The organism is Phenylobacterium sp. (genome assembly GCF_013822795.1).
Taxonomy (GTDB): domain Bacteria; phylum Pseudomonadota; class Alphaproteobacteria; order Caulobacterales; family Caulobacteraceae; genus Phenylobacterium.
The window spans coordinates 124,699-140,089 of the sequence record NZ_PNLB01000005.1; the positions used below are offsets into that span (position 1 = coordinate 124,699).

A 15,391-nucleotide genomic window follows, 5' to 3' on the forward strand; every position below is an offset into this window, starting at 1 on the left:
GCATGCCGACTTCCGAAGCCCTGACCGCCCGCGCGCTGGACATCCTCGAGACGCTCGTGGCCTTCGACACCACCTCGCGCCTGTCCAACCTCGCCCTCATCGAGTGGGTGGAGACCTATCTCGACGGCCATGGCGTCGCGCACCGCCGGGTTCCCAACCATGACGGCAGCAAGTCGAACCTGATCGCCAGCATCGGCCCGGCGGTCGAAGGCGGCGTGGTGCTGTCGGGCCATACCGACGTGGTGCCGGTGGACGGCCAGGCCTGGACCAGCGACCCGTTCGTGCTGACCCCGAAAGACGACGGCCGGATCTATGGGCGCGGGACCTGCGACATGAAGGGGTTCCTGGCGCTGGCGCTGGCGGCGGTGCCGGGCGTGGCGGCCGCGGACCCGAAGAAGCCGGTGCACCTGGCGTTCTCGTATGACGAGGAGATCGGCTGCCTGGGCGCGCCGGACATGATCGCGGTGATCGCACGCGAACTGCCGCGCCCGGCGCTGGTGGTGGTCGGCGAGCCGACGATGATGGAGGCGGTGCGCGGCCATAAGGGCATCTTGACCTTCACCGTCACGGTGACCGGCAAGGAGGCCCATTCCAGCCAGACCCAGCTGGGCGTGTCGGCGATCATGGAAGCCATCCCGCTGCTGGCCTCGCTGAAGGCGCTGGCCCGGAGGCTGGAGGACGAGGCTGATCCGGCCTCGCCGTTCCTGCCCAAGCACGCGACCCTGACCGTCGGGCTGCTGCATGGCGGCACGGCGGGCAACATCCTGGCGCGCGAGTGCGCGTTCCAGTTCGACCTGCGCTGCCCGCCCGGCCAGGACCCGCTGGCGCTGCTGGCCCCGTTCCGGGCCGAGGTGGCGGCGCTGGACGCGCGGCTGAAGGGCCTGTTCCCGCAGGCCGGGGCGACGATCGTGCAGCGCTCGGGCACGCCGCCGCTGTCGCCGGAAGAGGACGGCGTCGCCGAACTGTTCGCCCGGCGGCTGGCCGGCGACAACGGCCCGGCCCGGGTCGTGCCCTATGCGGCCGAGGCCGGCCAGTTCCAGGAGGCCGGATTCTCGACCGTCATCTGCGGCCCGGGCTCCATCGACCAGGCGCACCAGGCCGACGAGTATGTCGACCGCGTCCAGATGGAGCGCGGCGGGGCGTTCATGGCGCGGTTGATCGACTGGGCCGCAGCGGGCGAATGACCGCTCGCCGCGCGAACAGGTCGCGCGGGTTCCAGGTCATGGCCCGGGCGATCTGCGCGGTCGAGGCGCGGCGCCGCTTCTGGACCTGACGGCGGCTCTTCAGGATCGTCGGCAGCCCCTTGAGGGATTCGGTGAACGCCCGCCAGACGATGTGGGCGTGCGGGTGGTTCTCGCGCCGGCTGGAGATGTAGGCGACGGCCGCCAGGTGAAGCGGCACCACCACCGGCAGCAGCGGCCAGGGCGTGTCCTTGTAGACCACGTAGAAGCGGTTGCGGGTGCCGTGGAAGACGGCGAACTCCGACTTGCGCCCGCCGCTGGAGGCCGAGCCCACGTGATGGATGGTGGCGCTCGGCACCAGCACGGTCGGCTCGCCGGCCAGCTGCAGCCGGTAGCCGAGGTCGACGTCCTCGGAATAGCAGAAGAAGAACTCGTCGAAGCCGCCGAGATCCAGGAACAGCTGGCGGTCGATCATCATCGCCGCGCCGCAGGGCGAGAAGACCTCGCCCTCTGGGGTGTCGCCGGGATCGGGGGCGAGGTAGCCGCCGCGATAGGGGATGCCGTAGCCGGACATCACGTCGCCCAGGCCGTCGAGATGGGTCGGGTCCTCGGCCATCACCTGGCGCGAGGTGAAAGAGCGCACCTGCGGATGGCGCTGCGCGGCGTCGACCAGCTTCTCCAGCCAGTCGGGCTCGGCGTAGGCGTCGGGGTTGAGCAGCACGTACCAGCGACCGCGCCCGAGCCGCGCGGCTTGGTTGCCGGCGCCGGCGAAGCCGAGGTTCTCGCTATTCTCGATCAGCCGCACGAACGGGAACTCGCGGGCGATCGCCGCGTCGCCGGGGTCAGGCGAGGCGTTGTCGATCACCAGGGTCTCGAAGTCCCGATAGGTCTGGTCGGCCAGGTGCTGCAGGCAGGCGCGCAAGGTGGGGCCGGAGTTGTAGGCGATGACGCAGACGGTGATCTGTACGGCGGTTTCGGCTGAGCTCTCGACGGGGGATTCGGCGGGGCTTTGCGGCGCTGGCGACTTGTGTTCCTGCGCGTGGTCGTTCATGCGGGGGCGGTTCCAAACTTGCAGGCAGTCATGACGTCGATCACGCCGCTATCCATTCCTGAGGTCCTGCTTATCACGCCCAAGCGCCATGGCGATGCGCGCGGCTGGTTCGCCGAGACCTGGAGCCGTCGTTCGCTGGCGGCCGCCGGCGCCGACCACGACTTCGTGCAGGACAACCAGGCCTTCAACGCCAAGGCCGGCACGGTCCGCGGCCTGCACTTCCAGAACGCGCCGCATCCGCAGGCCAAGCTGGTGCGGGTGCTGCGCGGCGAGATCTTCGACGTGGCCGTCGACATCCGCCCCGGCTCGGCCACCTTCGGCCAGTGGGTCGGGGCCAAGCTGACGGCCGAAGGCGGCGAGCAGCTGCTGGTGCCGCGCGGCTTCGCGCATGGCTACCAGACCCTGACCGACGGCTGCGAGCTGGCCTACAAGGTCGACGGCGACTATGCGCCGCAGACCGAGGGCTCGCTGCTGTGGAACGACCCGGAGGTGGGCATCGCGTGGCCGTGGCGGGGCGAGGTGATCTTGTCCGACAAGGACCTCGTGGCGCCGACCCTGAAGGACATGCCGCCCGCGGCGTTCTGAACTGAGTGACGGATATGAGTGAGCTGGTCCGCATCCTCGACATCGAGGCCATCGACCTGGACATGTTCCGCGGCCACAACGCCGAGGGCGAGAAGCGCCGCATCTACGGCGGCCAGGTGGTCGCCCAGGCGCTGGCCGCCGCCTATCGCACCGTCGACGGGCGCGTGTGCCACTCGATGCACGCCTATTTCATCCGTGGCGGCGACCCGAAGATCCCGATCCTCTTGAAGGTCGAGCGGGTGCGCGACGGCGGCACCTTCACCATGCGGCGGGTCACGGCCCTGCAGCACGGCCAGCAGATCTTCAACTTGTCGGCCTCGTTCCAGGTCCCCGAGACCGGGCTCGAGCACCAGATCGAGATGCCGTCGCTGCCCGGCCCCGACGGCCTGCTGGATGAGGATGAACTGCGCAAGGCTGGCGGCGAGACCGAAACGCGCCGGACCTGGCCGGTCGAGGTGCGGCCGATCGATCCGCCGCCCTACGGCACCGCCCCGGTCATGGACCCCGAACAGGCGATCTGGTTCCGGGCCCGCGATCCGCTGGGCGCCGATCCGATGATCCACCAGTGCGCCCTGGCCTACGCCACCGACATGACGCTGCTGGACACCTCGCTGCGCCCGCACGGCATTCCGTGGAGCGAGGGGCGGCTGCAGGTCGCCAGCCTCGACCACGCGCTGTGGTTCCACCACGCCAGCGACTTCACGCAGTGGCACCTCTATGTGCAGGACAGCCCCTCGGCGTCCGGCGGGCGCGGCTTCAACCGCGGTTCGATCTTCAATCAGGACGGCAAGCTGGTGGCCTCGGCCGCGCAGGAAGCGCTGATCCGGTATCGGTGAGGCTCAAAGTGTCATCCCGGTTTGCGCAGCAAGACCGGGACCTATGAACACCTGATCAAACAGGAGGTGGTGCGGCCGCGCCCCTAGTTCGCACCTTGGCGCGAATGGGTCCCGGACAACCCCTGCGGGCTTTCCGGGATGACACTTGAGCTTGCTCCCCCAGCGGGGGAGCATCTTCAGACCGTCTCTTCCTGGGCGACGAAGCCCTTCCAGCCGTTCATGTACTCGACGAAGGCCGGGCCCAGGCGCTCATCGCGCAGGTGCTGGCGGGTGACCGGCAGGGCGATCGAGGCGAAGTCCGGGTCGGCCGCGACCTTCTGCGGGAAGTCGTGGTGCAGGATGGCGGCGCGGCCGATCAGGACGTAGTCGGCGCCGTTTTCCAGGCACTGGCGGGCGACCTGGCCGGTCATGATCTTGCCGGCGACGCCGAGGCGGACCTGCCCGCGGTCGAGTTCGGTGAAGTAGGACATCAGGGTGCGGCCCTGGAACGCCTCCTCGACCGGCTCCTTGGCCACGTCCCACAGCGACATGTCGAGATAGTCGATCTTACCTTCGGCCAACACCTTGCGGGCGACCTCGACGATCTCCGCCAGCTCCAGGCCGAAGCGCTCGGGCGACAGGCGCAGGCCGAGCTGGAAGTTCGCGCCGCAGCGGGCGCGGATCCCGTCGATGATCTCGAAGATCAGCCGGGCGCGGTTCTCGAGCGAGCCGCCATAGCGGTCCTGGCGCCGGTTGAGGGTCGGCGACAGAAACTGGCAGAGCACATAGCCGTGGGCGCCGTGGATCTCGACCCCGTCGAAGCCGGCTTTCTCGGAGCGGACGGCGGCGGCGATGAAGTCTTCGCGGAGCTGCTCGACCTCGGCCAGGGTCAGGGCGCGGGCCCCGGTCTCGGGATCGTCTGAGGGACAGACCGGCGCCTCGCCGATCAGCTCCTTGGGCGAGCGGTTGCCGGCGTGGTGCAGCTGGAGGGCGGCGATGCTGCCCCTCTCCTTGATGGCCGCGGCCAGGCGGGTGAGGCCCGGCAGGTGCTGGTCGCCGAACACGCCGAGCTGGCCAGGGAAGCCCTGGCCGATCGCCTGGACGTGGGCCGCGCAGGTCATGGTCAGGCCAAAACCGCCTTCGGCGCGATAGGTCAGCCAGGCGAACTCGTCGTCCGACAGCACGCCGTCCGGATGGCTCTGGGTGTTGGTCAGCGGCGCCAGCATGAAGCGGTTCTTCATTGCCGGGCCGTGCTGGAGGCTTAAGGGGGTGAACAGGTCGGTCATGCTTCCACCTCGAACGTCAGGCCTGCGTTCTTCTGCAGGCGTGCGATCAGCTTGTCGCCCAGGGCCGCGCCCGGGACCCAGAGGCCGCCGGGAACGTCGGCGGCTTCCTTGACCAGACAGATGGCGGTCTCGGCGATCATTTTCGAGGTCGAGCCGTAGCCCGGGTCCTTGTCGCCCTTCACGCTGACCACGACCTTGCGGCCGTCGGCGGCGATGCCGATGAAGGCGGCGTCGTAGAAGCCGGTCTCGCGCTCTTCCTTGCTGGGGCCCTCGCCGGGCTGCGGGCCGGTCCCTTCTTCGAGGGCGAAGGAGGCCGGCGCGTTGGGATCGACCACGGCCATCTCGTCATAGACGAAGTCGGCGCCGTAGGCGTGGCCCTGCAGGAAGTTCGAGCGGTGGACATTCTTGGTGTTGATGGCGGCCATCATGAACGGGCCGACGTCGGCGTTCAGGTCCTCGTCGTGCTCGACGGCCTGGCCGGCCGGCTGTTCGGGGCCCTTGAAGCCGGGGGTCAGGGCGAACGGATCGACCATCACCGCGAACAGGCTGGGGTCTTTCTGGATCGCGGCCATGGTGGCGCGGCCGCTGGCGGCGGTGCCGCCCGAGAGCCCGCCCTTGAGCTTGCGCATGCGGCCCTTCACGCGTGGGACCGGGCCGCCGAGCTTCTGCTTGGCGGTCTGTTGCGCGAAGTAGACGCCGAGCTCGAAGGGAATGGAGTCGAAGCCGCAGGAGAACAGAATGCGCGCGCCGCTCTTGCGCGCCGCCTCATGGTGCAGCGGGATCATCGCGGCCATCCAGTTCGGCTCGCCGCAGAGGTCGAGATAGTCGGTCCCGGCCGCGACGCAGGCGGCGACGAGGTCCGAACCGTAGAGCTGGTAGGGGCCGACGGTGGTCAGCACCGCCTTGGTGCGCTCGACCATCGCCTTGACCGAGGCCGGGTCGGACGCGTCGGCGACGATCAGCGGGGTGTCCTTGGGGGCGCCGATCTCGTCGCGGACCTGCTGCAGCTTGTCGAGGCTGCGCCCGGCCATGGCCCACTTCACGTCACCGCCGACGCCGTACTGCTTGGCCAGATGCTCGGCCACCAGGCGGCCGGTGAAACCGGTCGCGCCGTAGACGATGATGTCGAATTCCGCGCCGCTGTTCATGGCGTCTGTCTCCGCTTTCCGTCCCCTAGAGGGGCGGGACCTTGCCGGAAAAACCGCGGGGCGCAAACGAGTGTTTGAAAATTAGGGCGTGTCGAACGGCGTCCGAGGCGCTTTTGTCAAACGCGGCGCTCCCCCTCTTGCCCGACGTCGCGGGCAGGCCGAACAATGGAGGGCTACCGACGCCGGCGGCGACCGGCGCGAAGGGGAGAGCCTTTACGTGACCAAGCACGCGCCGGCCAACGGGCCGCGGCCGCTGTCGACATCGACCGCGCTCTCCTTTTCGACCCTGGCGTTTCCGCTCGGCGCGTTGGCGGTGGCGGTGTCGGTCTACATCCCGCCGTTCTTCGCCAGCCACCTGGGGGTCAATCTGACCCTGATCGGCGTCGCCTTCTTCGTGGTGCGGATGCTGGACCTGGGCGTCGACCCGGTGCTGGGGCTGGTGATGGACCGCACCCGCACGCGGTTCGGCCGCTATCGGGTCTGGGTGCTGATCGGCGGGCCGATCCTGATGGCGGCGGTCTATGCGCTGTTCGAGGCGCCGAGCGGGATCGGGCTGCCCTATCTGATCTTCTGGCTGCTGGTGTTCTACCTCGGCAACTCGATCCTCGGGCTCAGCCACTCGGCCTGGGCGGCGACTTTGGCCACTGAGTACCACCAGCGCTCACGCATCTTCGGGATCCTGGCGGCGGCCGGGGTGATCGGGGCGATGACCGTGCTGGTGATCCCGATCGGCGCAGCTCACTTCGGTCTTTCCGAAGCCGGGGGCGTGAAGGCCATGGGCTGGTTCATCTTCGCGATGGTCCCGGTGGTGGTGGCGCTGGTTTGCCTGCGCACGCCCGAGCACATCGTGAAGACCGCGCCCGAGCACTTCCAGTTCAAGGACTACCTGTCGCTGATCACCAAGCCGGACCTGCTGCGTCTGTTCTTGGCGCAGATGGCGCTGACGCTCGGCCCCGGGTGGATGAGCGCGCTCTACATGTTCTTCTTCACCGACTCGCGCGGGTTCTCGACCGAGCAAGCCTCGGCGCTGCTGCTGGTCTATGTGGTGGCCGGCATCCTGGGCGCGCCGCTGACCGCGCGGCTGGCGATGCGGTTCTCCAAGCACCGCACGCTGATGGTGACGACCACGGCCTATTCGCTGGGGCTGTGCACGGTGATGTTCCTGCCCAAGGGCGACATGGCCTTCGGCATCCCGATGATGTTCTGGCAGGGCTTCATGGCCGCCGGCTTCGACCTGATGATCCGGGCGATGCTGGCCGACGTCGCCGACGAGGTGCGGCTGGAGCAGGGCCAAGAGCGGCTGAGCCTGATCTATGCGCTGAACGCCCTGGCCAACAAGATCGCCTCGGCCTTCGCCATCGTGCTGACCTTCCCGCTGCTGGCGCAGATCGGCTTCAACCCGGCCGACGGGGCGGTGAACACCGAGGGCGCGATCCGCGGGCTGGAGCTGGCCTTCATCGTCGGGCCGATCGTGTTCGTGATGCTGGGCGGGGCCTGCGTGCTGGGCTGGAAGCTCGACGCGGCCAAGCATGCGGCGATCCGCGAGGAACTGGAGCGGCGCGACGCGCTCTATGCCGAGGCCCCGATCCTGGAGAGCTTTGCGCCCGACGTGGCCCCGGCGGTCACCGGCGGCGAGGGCCAGCCCAAGTGACGCGAGGTCATGGTGGGCGGCGCGCGAAATCCGTGACAGCGTAAGCCCGCGGCCCGGCAAGAGGCCGGTCCAGGGAACGCCGATGAGCGGGTTGATCCTCCATCACTACGACACCTCGCCGTTCTCGGAGAAGGTGCGGCTGATGCTGGGCCTGAAGGGCCTGGCCTGGGACTCGGTGCAGGCGCCGGTGATCATGCCCAAGCCCGATCTGATCCCGCTGACCGGCGGCTATCGGCGCATCCCGGTGCTGCAGATCGGCGCCGACGTCTATTGCGACACCCAGGTGATTCTGGCCGAGCTGGAGGCCCGCGCGCCGGGCCCGCGGGCCGCGTCGGGAGCCGACTGGGCGGTCAACTTCTGGGCGGACCGGCCGTTCTTCGGGATCACCGTGCCGATCATCTTCGGGGCGCTGGGCGAGGCGACGACGCCGGAGTTCATCGCCGACCGCGAGAAGCTGAGCGGCCGGCCGTTCAATGTCGCGGCGATGCAGGCGGCCGCGCCGCTGATGGTCCCGCAATGGCGCGCGCAAGCGGCCTGGATCGAGGAGGGGCTGAGCGAGACTGACTGGCTGGCAGGCGACGCGCCGGGACTGGCCGACATCGCCGCCTACATGAACATTTGGTTCCTCGCCCGGAACCTGCCGGCCATGGCCGACGAGCTGCTGGCCGGTCTCGACCGGACCCAGGTGTGGCGCAAACGGGTGGCGGCGATCGGGCACGGGACCCGCCGCGAAATCAGCGGCGCCGACGCCCTGGCCGCAGCGCGCGAGGCCGAGCCCGGCCCGGTTCCCGCCCATGACCCGAACGACCCGCTGGGCCTGACGCCGGGCGACGCCATCACCGTGGCGGCCGACGACTATGGCCGCGACCCCATCGCCGGGACGCTGGCGGCGCTGACGCGCAGCCGGATCGTCCTGACCCGCCAGACCCCTGACCTGGGCCGGACCCAGGTCCATTTCCCACGCGCCGGCTACGTCGTCGGCAAGGCCTAAGGAGCATCCCATGGAAGAGCGCATCACCGTCGAAATCAGCGAGGGCGTGGCCGATGTCCGCCTGGTCCGGACCGACAAGATGAACGCCCTGGACGACGCCATGTTCTCGGCCCTGATCGAGACCGGCGAACGGCTGAAGACCGAAAAGGGCGTGCGCGCCATCGTGCTGTCGGGCGAGGGACGGGCGTTCTGCGCCGGGCTCGACATGGGCAACTTCGGCAAAATGGCCTCGGGCGAGCGCAAGGGCGGCCAGTCCTCGACCGGCGAGTCGCTGCTGACCGACAACCGCACGGCCGGCGGCTCGAACCGCGCCCAGCATGCGGTGATGGTCTGGAGCGAGCAGGTGGTGCCGGTGATCGCCGCCGTGCACGGCGTGGCGTTCGGCGGCGGCTTCCAGCTGGCCCTGGGCGCGGACCTGCGCTTCGTCACCGCCGACACCCGGATGTCGGTGATGGAGATCAAGTGGGGCCTGGTGCCGGACATGGCCGGGATGGTGCTGCTGCGCGGGCTGGTCCGCGACGACGTCGCTCGCGAGCTGACCTATACGGGCCGCATCTTCGACGGCGAGGAGGCCGCGCGCATCGGCCTGGCCACCCGCGTCTGCGCCGATCCGCGCGCCGAGGCCCTGGCCCTGGCCGCCGAGATCGCCGGCAAGAGCCCGACCGCGATCCGCGCCGCCAAGCGGCTGCTGGACATGGTCGCCGACGCCGACCAGCACGCGATCCTCAAGGCCGAGAGCGTTGAGCAGGCGGCGCTGATCGGCTCGCCCAACCAGGTCGAGGCGGTGATGTCGAACATGCAGAAACGCGCCGCCGCCTACGCCGACTGATGCCGACGCTGTACCACTGCCAGGACGCCCGCTCCTTCCGCGCCCTCTGGGCGCTGGAGGAGTTGGGCGTTCCTTACGACTTGAAATTGCTGCCGTTTCCGCCGCGGGTGCGGTCTCCGGAATACCTGGAGATCAACCCGCTGGGGACCATCCCGTTCTTCGTCGACGGGCAGACGAAGATGACCGAGTCCTCGGCCATTCTTCAGTACCTGGCCGTTCGGCATGGCGGGCCGCTGAACGTGCCGAATGACGATAGCGACTACGGCGCCTGGCTGAACTGGCTCTATCTGGGCGAGGCGACGCTGACCTTCCCGCAGACCCTGGTGCTTCGCTACACGCGGCTGGAGCCGAAGGAGCGGCGCAATCCGCAGGTCGCTGAGGACTACGCCAAGTGGTTCATGGCGCGGCTGCGGGCGGTGGATAGGGCATTGGAAACGCGGGATTATCTGGTCGCCGGGCGGTTCACGGCGGCGGACATCTCGGTGGGCTATGCGCTGTTGCTGGCCTCGACGCTGGGGCTGAGCGAGCGGTTCAGCCCGGCGGTGGCGGCCTATTGGGCGCGGTTGCAGGCGCGCGAGGGGTTCCTGCGGGCCAAGGCGGCGCAGGCGGCCGATGGGACGCCGGAGTGGCAGGTTTCCTGAGCGCGATTGCAGGAAGGCGCCGATACTGGTTCCTCCCCCGAAGGGGGAGCATCCAGAGCTGAGCATCTAGAACGACTCCCTCGCCCCCTTGGGGGAGAGGGTTGGGGTGAGGGGGGCTGCTGACTCAGCAGAGCGCCGCTCCGCGCCGCCAACCCCTCACCTAACCTCTCCCCTCAAGCGGGGAGAGGGACAGGCGTTGTAGCGATCGAAAGCCAGGTCCTCCCCTCTTGGGGGAGGTGGATCGGCGCGTAGCGGCGAGACGGAGGGGGACTGCTCTCAATGCGCGAGTGTCAAAGTCCCCCTCAGTCAGCTTCGCTGACAGCTCCCCCAGAGGGGGAGCATCTGGATTCTCAGATTTGATCCCACTCGGCGAGGACCTCAGGGTCGGTTTCGGCTGAGGCGGCGCGGAGGGCCTCGAAGGCGTCGGACGGCAGCAGGCGTGAGAGCGCCCAGACGGCGGCGCCGCGGACGATCGGGGCGGGGTCGCTGAGCAGGGCCTGGGCGCGGGGCGCGAGGGCGGCGTCGCCGGAATTGCCGATGGCGTAGAGCACGTTGCGCAGGAAGCGGTCGCGGCCGATGCGCTTTACCGGGCTCTTGGAAAAGAGGGCGCGGAAGGCGGCGTCGTCGAGGCCGGCGAGATCGGCCAGCGCCGGCTCGCGCAGGGCGTCGCGGGCGTGCAGGCGTTGTTCGCGGCTCTGGGCGGCGAACTTGTTCCACGGGCAGACCGCCAGGCAGTCGTCGCAGCCATAGATGCGGTTGCCGAGCATCGGCCTGAATTCGGTCGGGATCGGACCCTTCAGCTCGATGGTCAAGTAGGAGATGCAGCGGCGCGCATCGAGCTGGTAGGGCGCGGGGAAGGCGTTCGTCGGACAGATGTCGAGGCAGGCGCGGCACTGGCCGCAGGAGCCGCCGCTGGGCCCGTCGGCCGGCAGGTCGAGTTCGGTGAGGATCGAGCCGAGGAACAGCCAGGAGCCGAACTCGCGGCTGACCAGGTTGGTGTGCTTGCCTTGCCAGCCGAGGCCGGCGCGCTCGGCCAGCGGCTTTTCCATCAAGGGCGCGGTGTCGACGAAGACCTTCAACTCGCCGCCGAAGCGCGAGACCAGCCAGCCGGCCAGCTGCTTGAGCCGGCCCTTGATCAGCTCGTGATAGTCGTCGCCCTGGGCGTAGACCGAGATCGCGCCGCGGTCCTTACGGGCCAGGGCCTCGAGCGGGTCGTGGTCGGGGCCGTAGTTGACGCCGAGCATGATCGCCGAGCGGGCGTGGTCCCACATGGCGGTGGGATGACGGCGCCGATCCTCGGTGTCCTCGATCCAGCCCATCTCGCCGTGACGGCCGTGCTCGACGAACTCGCGCAGGCGGCCCGAGGCGGCCCACTCGGCGCGGGCGTCGGCGATGCGGCAGACGTCGAAGCCGAGTTCGACGGCGCGCTGGCGGATCAGGTCTGCGGTTCGGGGATCAGAAGTCGAGGTCGTCATAATGCTGCGCCGGCGCGAGGCCGGGCCAGCGATCGGCCAGCAGCGGCCGGAAGCACGGCCTCGATTTCAGCTTCATGTACCACGTCTTGACCGCCGGGAAGTCGCGCCACGGCACGTCGCCGAAATAGTCGATCACCGACAGGTGGGCGGCGGCGGCGAAATCGGCCATCGACAGCCGGCGGCCGGCCAGCCAGTCGCGGCCTGAGAGCAGGGTCTCGACATAGACCAGGTGGGCGCGCAGCGCCTCGCGGCCGGCGCGCATCGCGCCCAGGTCCGGGGCACCCAGACCGAGCAGGCGCTTTTCCATTTTCTCGTGCAGCAGGAAGCCGCCTACCTCGTAGTCGAACTTGCGGTCGAACCACTGCAGCAGGCGACGCGCCTCGGCGCGTTCGACCGGGTCGCGCCCGAGCAGCGGCGGCTCGGGGTGGGTCTCTTCCAGGTAGTCGAGGATGGCGCGGCTCTCGCACAGCACCAGCGGCTCGCGGCCGCCGGCCACGACCAGCACCGGGGTCAGGCCCGACGGGTTCAGCTTCACCAGGGCGGCCGGCCGTTCCCAGTAGCGGACCGCTTCCTCGGCGAACGGCAGCCGCTTTTCGCCCAGCGCGAGGCGGACCTGCCGGGAGGCGGGGTCCAGGGGGAAGTGAAGGAGGGTGAGGTCGAGACTCATCAGGCGACCGAGTATCGCTAATCCTCGTTAAGGCCACGTTTACCGAGGGCGGTTTCGGCGAAAGCGCCGCCGTGCGGCTCGGCCGCGCCGCGCGGGTCGGGATGGATGATGATGTCGGCGCTGGGGAACTCGGCGAGGATGCGCTTCTCGGCCGCGACCACGGCCGCGTGGGCCTGCTTGAGCGACAGGGCGGGGTCGAGATCGACGTGCATCTGCATGTGAACGTATGGACCCGAGGCGCGGGTCCGCAGTTGGTGCACGTCGGTCAGGGCCGGGTCCTGGGTGACCAGCGCTTTGATCTGTTCGCGCTCGTCGTGCGGCAGCTCGCGGTCCATCAGCTGATTGGCCGCCTCGCGGAACACGCTGACGGCGCCCCAGAGCAGCAGGCCGGTGACCACCAGGGCGGCCAGGGCGTCGAGGCCGGCAAGGCCGAGCCAGGCGGCCGCGGCGATGCCGATCAGGGCGGCGATGTTGGAGGCGAGGTCGGTGGCGTAATGGGCCCGGTCGCCGGCCACCGCGACCGACGAGGTCCGGCGCAGGACCCAGCTCTGGGCGCTGATCAGCCCGAAGGTCAGCAGCGTCGAGACCGCCATCACCGCCACCGCCAGACCCTCCTGGCGGACCGGCTGCGGGTCGATCAGGCCCATGATCGCCTCGCGGCCGACCAGGGCGGCGGAGGCGAAGACCAGGCCGCCCTGCATCAGGCTGGCGAAGGCTTCGGCCTTGCCGTGGCCGAAGCGGTGCTCGGCGTCCGGCGGGCTGGCCGCGTAGCGGACGGCGAAGAAGGTGACTAGCGAGGCCAGCAGGTCGAGCGCGGAATCGGCGGCCGAAGCCAGCAGCGCGATCGAGCCGCTGGTCCACCAGACCAGCCCCTTGATCGTCACCAGCAGCAGCGCCACCCCGGTCGAGGCCAGGGTGATGCGGCGGGTGAGGACGGCGGTTTCGGCGGCGGAAAGGCGGGGTGAGGCCATGGCTCCTCATAGCGCTGCTGGCGCGGCGACCCCAGCGCGAACGACTCGCGGCGGGTTCCGAGGCTGGATGCCCCCCTGCTGGGGGAGCTCCCGCGCGGAGCGCGACGGAGGGGGACCGCTCCTATCTCAGAGAGTCAAAGTCCCCCTCAGTCAGCTGCGCTGACGGCTCCCCCAGAAGGGGAGCATCTGACGGGGCAGCACTCGGAACGACTCCCTCGCCCCCTTGGGGAAGAGGGTTGGGGTGAGGGGGCTGCTGACTCAGCAGAGCGCCGCTACGCGCCGCCAACCCCTCACCTAACCTCCCCTCTAGCGGGGAGAGGAACGGGCATTGCGGATATCCGAAATAAGATCCTCCCCTCTTGGGTCTCAGGCAGCGGCCCTGCCCAGGACCGCCTGGATGCCGGCCAGCAGGCTGACGGCCGTGATCGGCTTGGCGACGTGCAGGTCGGCGCCGGCGGCGCGCGCCTCGTCCAGATGCTCGGCCATGGCGTTGGCGCTGAGCATGACGATCGGGGCCGGGGCGCGGCTATGCTCGGTCTCCAGCGCACGGATGGCGCGGGTGGCGCTGAGGCCGTCCATGTTCGGCATTTGCATGTCCATCAGCACCAGGTCGAAGTGACCGGCGGCGTAGGCTTCGAGCGCGAGGGCGCCGTCCTCGACCGTGACCACATCGGCGCCCTGGCTGGCGAGGATCAGCTGGACGACGCGCTGGTTGGTCGGGTGGTCCTCGGCCAGCAGCACCCGCAGGGGGCCGGCGGCGGGGCCCGGGTCGGCCAGGGCGGGGCGGATGCTGCGCGGCTCGCCCGCGGGTTGGGCGCGCGCCAGCGGCAGGGCGACGACGAAGCGGCTGCCGACGCCCGGCTGCGAGGTCGCCGAGATCTCGCCGCCCATCATCTGGGCCAGTGAGCGGCAGATCGACAGGCCAAGGCCCGTGCCGCCGAAGCGGCGGCTGATGGTCTCGTCGGCCTGGCTGAAGCGGTTGAACAGCCGTTTGGCGTGCTCGGCGTCGAAACCAACGCCGGTGTCCTCGACCACCAGGGTCAGGCGAGCCTCGTCGCTGACGTCCAGCCGCAGGGCGACGCTGCCGCTCGGCGTGAACTTGATGGCGTTGGAGAGCAGGTTGGCGACGATCTGAGCGATGCGGGCGCCGTCGCCGAGGAAGCGGCCGTGCGCGCCCGGGCCGCTGGCCAGCTCGAAGGTCAGGCCCTTGTCCTGGGCGCGATAGCGCATGACCTCGATGCAGGGGCCAAGCACCTGGTCGAGGTCGAAGGGCGCGATCTCCAGCGGCAGCTCGCCGGCCTCGATCTTGGAGACATCGAGAATGTCGGAGACCAGCCGCTCCAGCACCGTGCCGGAATCGCGGATCAGGGCGACCATCTCGGCCTGGTCGACGGCCAGCGGCGTGCGCGCCAGGGCGTCGACGATGCCGATGACGCCGTTAAGCGGGGTGCGGATCTCGTGGCTCATATTGGCCAGGAAGTCCGACTTGGCGCGGCTGGCCGCCTCGGCGGAGGCCTTGGCCTCGACCAGCGCGCGTTCGGCGGCGACGCGGTCGGTGACGTCGCGCGCCACGCCGTAGATGCGGTCGCCGCGGCGCTGGGCGCGCCATTCCAGGGTCAGGTAGCGGCCGTCCTGGCAGCGATAGCGGTTGATGAAGCCGAGCACCGGCGCGCCCGGCTCGCGGTTCTCGACCTCGTCGACGCTGCCGAGGGTGGCGGGCATGTCGTCGGGGTGGACCAGGTCCAGCAGCCGCCGGCCGACCATGGCCTCGGGGTCGTGGCCCAGCAGGCTGGCCCAGGACGAACTGGCCTTGAGCACCCGCCCTTCGAGGTCGCGGATCACCAGCAGGTCGAGCGAGACGTCGAAGAAGCTAGCGGCGTCCACGATCGGTTCGTCTGGGACGAGCGGCTCGTGGGTCATGGCGGGATGTCCTCGGGTACGCGGCGGCTATCACCACCAGCAGATAGCCGATCATGGTTAAATCCCGATTGCGGCGGCTAGCCGCGCGCGGGCGATCCGGGGGGCGCCCTCAGGTCGAGGCCCGATGGCGCCATCGGGGGCGCCGCGGGAGGTTGGAGCTCCAGTCCAGGAGACCATCAC

14 protein-coding genes are annotated in these 15,391 nt (G+C 69.7%); 7 read left to right on the forward strand and 7 right to left on the reverse strand.

All coding sequences use genetic code 11. From position 1 onward, the window contains the following. The first annotated feature begins 2 nt into the window (after positions 1-2). Positions 3-1,184, forward strand: a complete 1,182-nt coding sequence (argE, locus tag C0481_RS06255; RefSeq protein ID WP_293401778.1) for an acetylornithine deacetylase — start codon at positions 3-5, stop codon at positions 1,182-1,184. Here the strand turns inward: argE and C0481_RS06260 are convergent. Next, the gene (locus tag C0481_RS06260) at positions 1,144-2,232 is read right to left on the reverse strand and encodes a glycosyltransferase family 2 protein (RefSeq protein WP_293401780.1); all 1,089 of its coding nucleotides are present in this window, start codon (positions 2,230-2,232) and stop codon (positions 1,144-1,146) included. The two genes, argE and C0481_RS06260, sit on opposite strands and share 41 nt — an antisense overlap. Positions 2,233-2,262: 30 nt before the next feature. On the opposite strand from C0481_RS06260, the gene rfbC reads away from it, so the two are divergent. After that, a complete protein-coding gene (gene rfbC, locus C0481_RS06265) occupies positions 2,263-2,817 on the forward strand; it encodes a dTDP-4-dehydrorhamnose 3,5-epimerase (RefSeq protein ID WP_293401782.1) in 555 nt (184 codons plus the stop codon). 14 nt (positions 2,818-2,831) lie between these two features. Next, positions 2,832-3,653, forward strand: coding sequence for an acyl-CoA thioesterase II (locus tag C0481_RS06270; protein WP_293401784.1), 822 nt, complete (start codon positions 2,832-2,834; stop codon positions 3,651-3,653). A 176-nt stretch (positions 3,654-3,829) separates the two neighbouring features. Here the strand turns inward: C0481_RS06270 and C0481_RS06275 are convergent, their stop codons facing one another. Together C0481_RS06275 and C0481_RS06280 are read right to left on the reverse strand one after the other, a co-directional pair. Beyond that, the gene (locus C0481_RS06275) at positions 3,830-4,918 is read right to left on the reverse strand and encodes an NADH:flavin oxidoreductase (RefSeq protein WP_293401786.1); all 1,089 of its coding nucleotides are present in this window, start codon (positions 4,916-4,918) and stop codon (positions 3,830-3,832) included. Then, positions 4,915-6,066, reverse strand: coding sequence for a saccharopine dehydrogenase NADP-binding domain-containing protein (locus C0481_RS06280; protein ID WP_293401788.1), 1,152 nt, complete (start codon positions 6,064-6,066; stop codon positions 4,915-4,917). Before C0481_RS06280 ends, C0481_RS06275 begins: the two co-directional genes overlap by 4 nt. A gap of 217 nt (positions 6,067-6,283) precedes the next feature. Here C0481_RS06280 and C0481_RS06285 point away from each other — a divergent pair, with 217 nt between their 5' ends. From C0481_RS06285 to C0481_RS06300, 4 genes are all read left to right on the forward strand, one after another. Continuing rightward, a complete protein-coding gene (locus C0481_RS06285; RefSeq protein WP_293401790.1) occupies positions 6,284-7,717 on the forward strand; it encodes an MFS transporter in 1,434 nt (477 codons plus the stop codon). A gap of 82 nt (positions 7,718-7,799) precedes the next feature. Further along, complete coding sequence (locus C0481_RS06290; RefSeq protein WP_293401792.1) at positions 7,800-8,708, forward strand: glutathione S-transferase family protein; 909 nt, start codon at positions 7,800-7,802, stop codon at positions 8,706-8,708. A gap of 10 nt (positions 8,709-8,718) precedes the next feature. Beyond that, positions 8,719-9,537: a crotonase/enoyl-CoA hydratase family protein gene (locus C0481_RS06295; protein ID WP_293401794.1), complete on the forward strand. Its 819-nt coding sequence runs from the start codon at positions 8,719-8,721 to the stop codon at positions 9,535-9,537. Beyond that, entirely contained in the window at positions 9,537-10,178 is a 642-nt protein-coding gene (locus C0481_RS06300; protein WP_293401796.1) for a glutathione S-transferase family protein, read from the forward strand. Before C0481_RS06295 ends, C0481_RS06300 begins: the two co-directional genes overlap by 1 nt. A 350-nt stretch (positions 10,179-10,528) precedes the next feature. Here C0481_RS06300 and queG read toward each other — a convergent pair whose 3' ends face one another. The 4 genes from queG to C0481_RS06320 all read right to left on the reverse strand — a co-directional run bounded on the left by queG (position 10,529) and on the right by C0481_RS06320 (position 15,211). After that, a complete protein-coding gene (queG, locus tag C0481_RS06305; protein WP_293401798.1) occupies positions 10,529-11,653 on the reverse strand; it encodes a tRNA epoxyqueuosine(34) reductase QueG in 1,125 nt (374 codons plus the stop codon). After that, a complete protein-coding gene (locus C0481_RS06310; RefSeq protein WP_293401800.1) occupies positions 11,634-12,320 on the reverse strand; it encodes a glutathione S-transferase family protein in 687 nt (228 codons plus the stop codon). The genes queG and C0481_RS06310 overlap by 20 nt, the downstream gene beginning before the upstream one ends. 17 nt (positions 12,321-12,337) lie before the next feature. After that, positions 12,338-13,291, reverse strand: a complete 954-nt coding sequence (locus C0481_RS06315; protein WP_293401802.1) for a cation diffusion facilitator family transporter — start codon at positions 13,289-13,291, stop codon at positions 12,338-12,340. A 366-nt stretch (positions 13,292-13,657) separates the two neighbouring features. Next, a complete protein-coding gene (locus tag C0481_RS06320) occupies positions 13,658-15,211 on the reverse strand; it encodes an ATP-binding protein (protein ID WP_293401804.1) in 1,554 nt (517 codons plus the stop codon). Between the last annotated feature and the right edge of the window lie 180 nt (positions 15,212-15,391).

Excerpts from the sequence above, each read along its gene's own strand:
- C0481_RS06300 (WP_293401796.1), top strand. The coding sequence starts at position 9,537 with ATGCCGACGCTGTACCACTGCCAGGACGCCCGCTCCTTCCGCGCCCTC.
- C0481_RS06315 (WP_293401802.1), bottom strand. The coding sequence starts at position 13,291 with ATGGCCTCACCCCGCCTTTCCGCCGCCGAAACCGCCGTCCTCACCCGC.
- C0481_RS06310 (WP_293401800.1), bottom strand. The coding sequence starts at position 12,320 with ATGAGTCTCGACCTCACCCTCCTTCACTTCCCCCTGGACCCCGCCTCC.
- C0481_RS06270 (WP_293401784.1), top strand. The coding sequence starts at position 2,832 with ATGAGTGAGCTGGTCCGCATCCTCGACATCGAGGCCATCGACCTGGAC.
- C0481_RS06275 (WP_293401786.1), bottom strand. The coding sequence starts at position 4,918 with ATGACCGACCTGTTCACCCCCTTAAGCCTCCAGCACGGCCCGGCAATG.
- C0481_RS06290 (WP_293401792.1), top strand. The coding sequence starts at position 7,800 with ATGAGCGGGTTGATCCTCCATCACTACGACACCTCGCCGTTCTCGGAG.
- C0481_RS06280 (WP_293401788.1), bottom strand. The coding sequence starts at position 6,066 with ATGAACAGCGGCGCGGAATTCGACATCATCGTCTACGGCGCGACCGGT.
- rfbC (WP_293401782.1), top strand. The coding sequence starts at position 2,263 with ATGACGTCGATCACGCCGCTATCCATTCCTGAGGTCCTGCTTATCACG.
- queG (WP_293401798.1), bottom strand. The coding sequence starts at position 11,653 with ATGACGACCTCGACTTCTGATCCCCGAACCGCAGACCTGATCCGCCAG.
- C0481_RS06260 (WP_293401780.1), bottom strand. The coding sequence starts at position 2,232 with ATGAACGACCACGCGCAGGAACACAAGTCGCCAGCGCCGCAAAGCCCC.
- argE (WP_293401778.1), top strand. The coding sequence starts at position 3 with ATGCCGACTTCCGAAGCCCTGACCGCCCGCGCGCTGGACATCCTCGAG.
- C0481_RS06320 (WP_293401804.1), bottom strand. The coding sequence starts at position 15,211 with ATGACCCACGAGCCGCTCGTCCCAGACGAACCGATCGTGGACGCCGCT.
- C0481_RS06295 (WP_293401794.1), top strand. The coding sequence starts at position 8,719 with ATGGAAGAGCGCATCACCGTCGAAATCAGCGAGGGCGTGGCCGATGTC.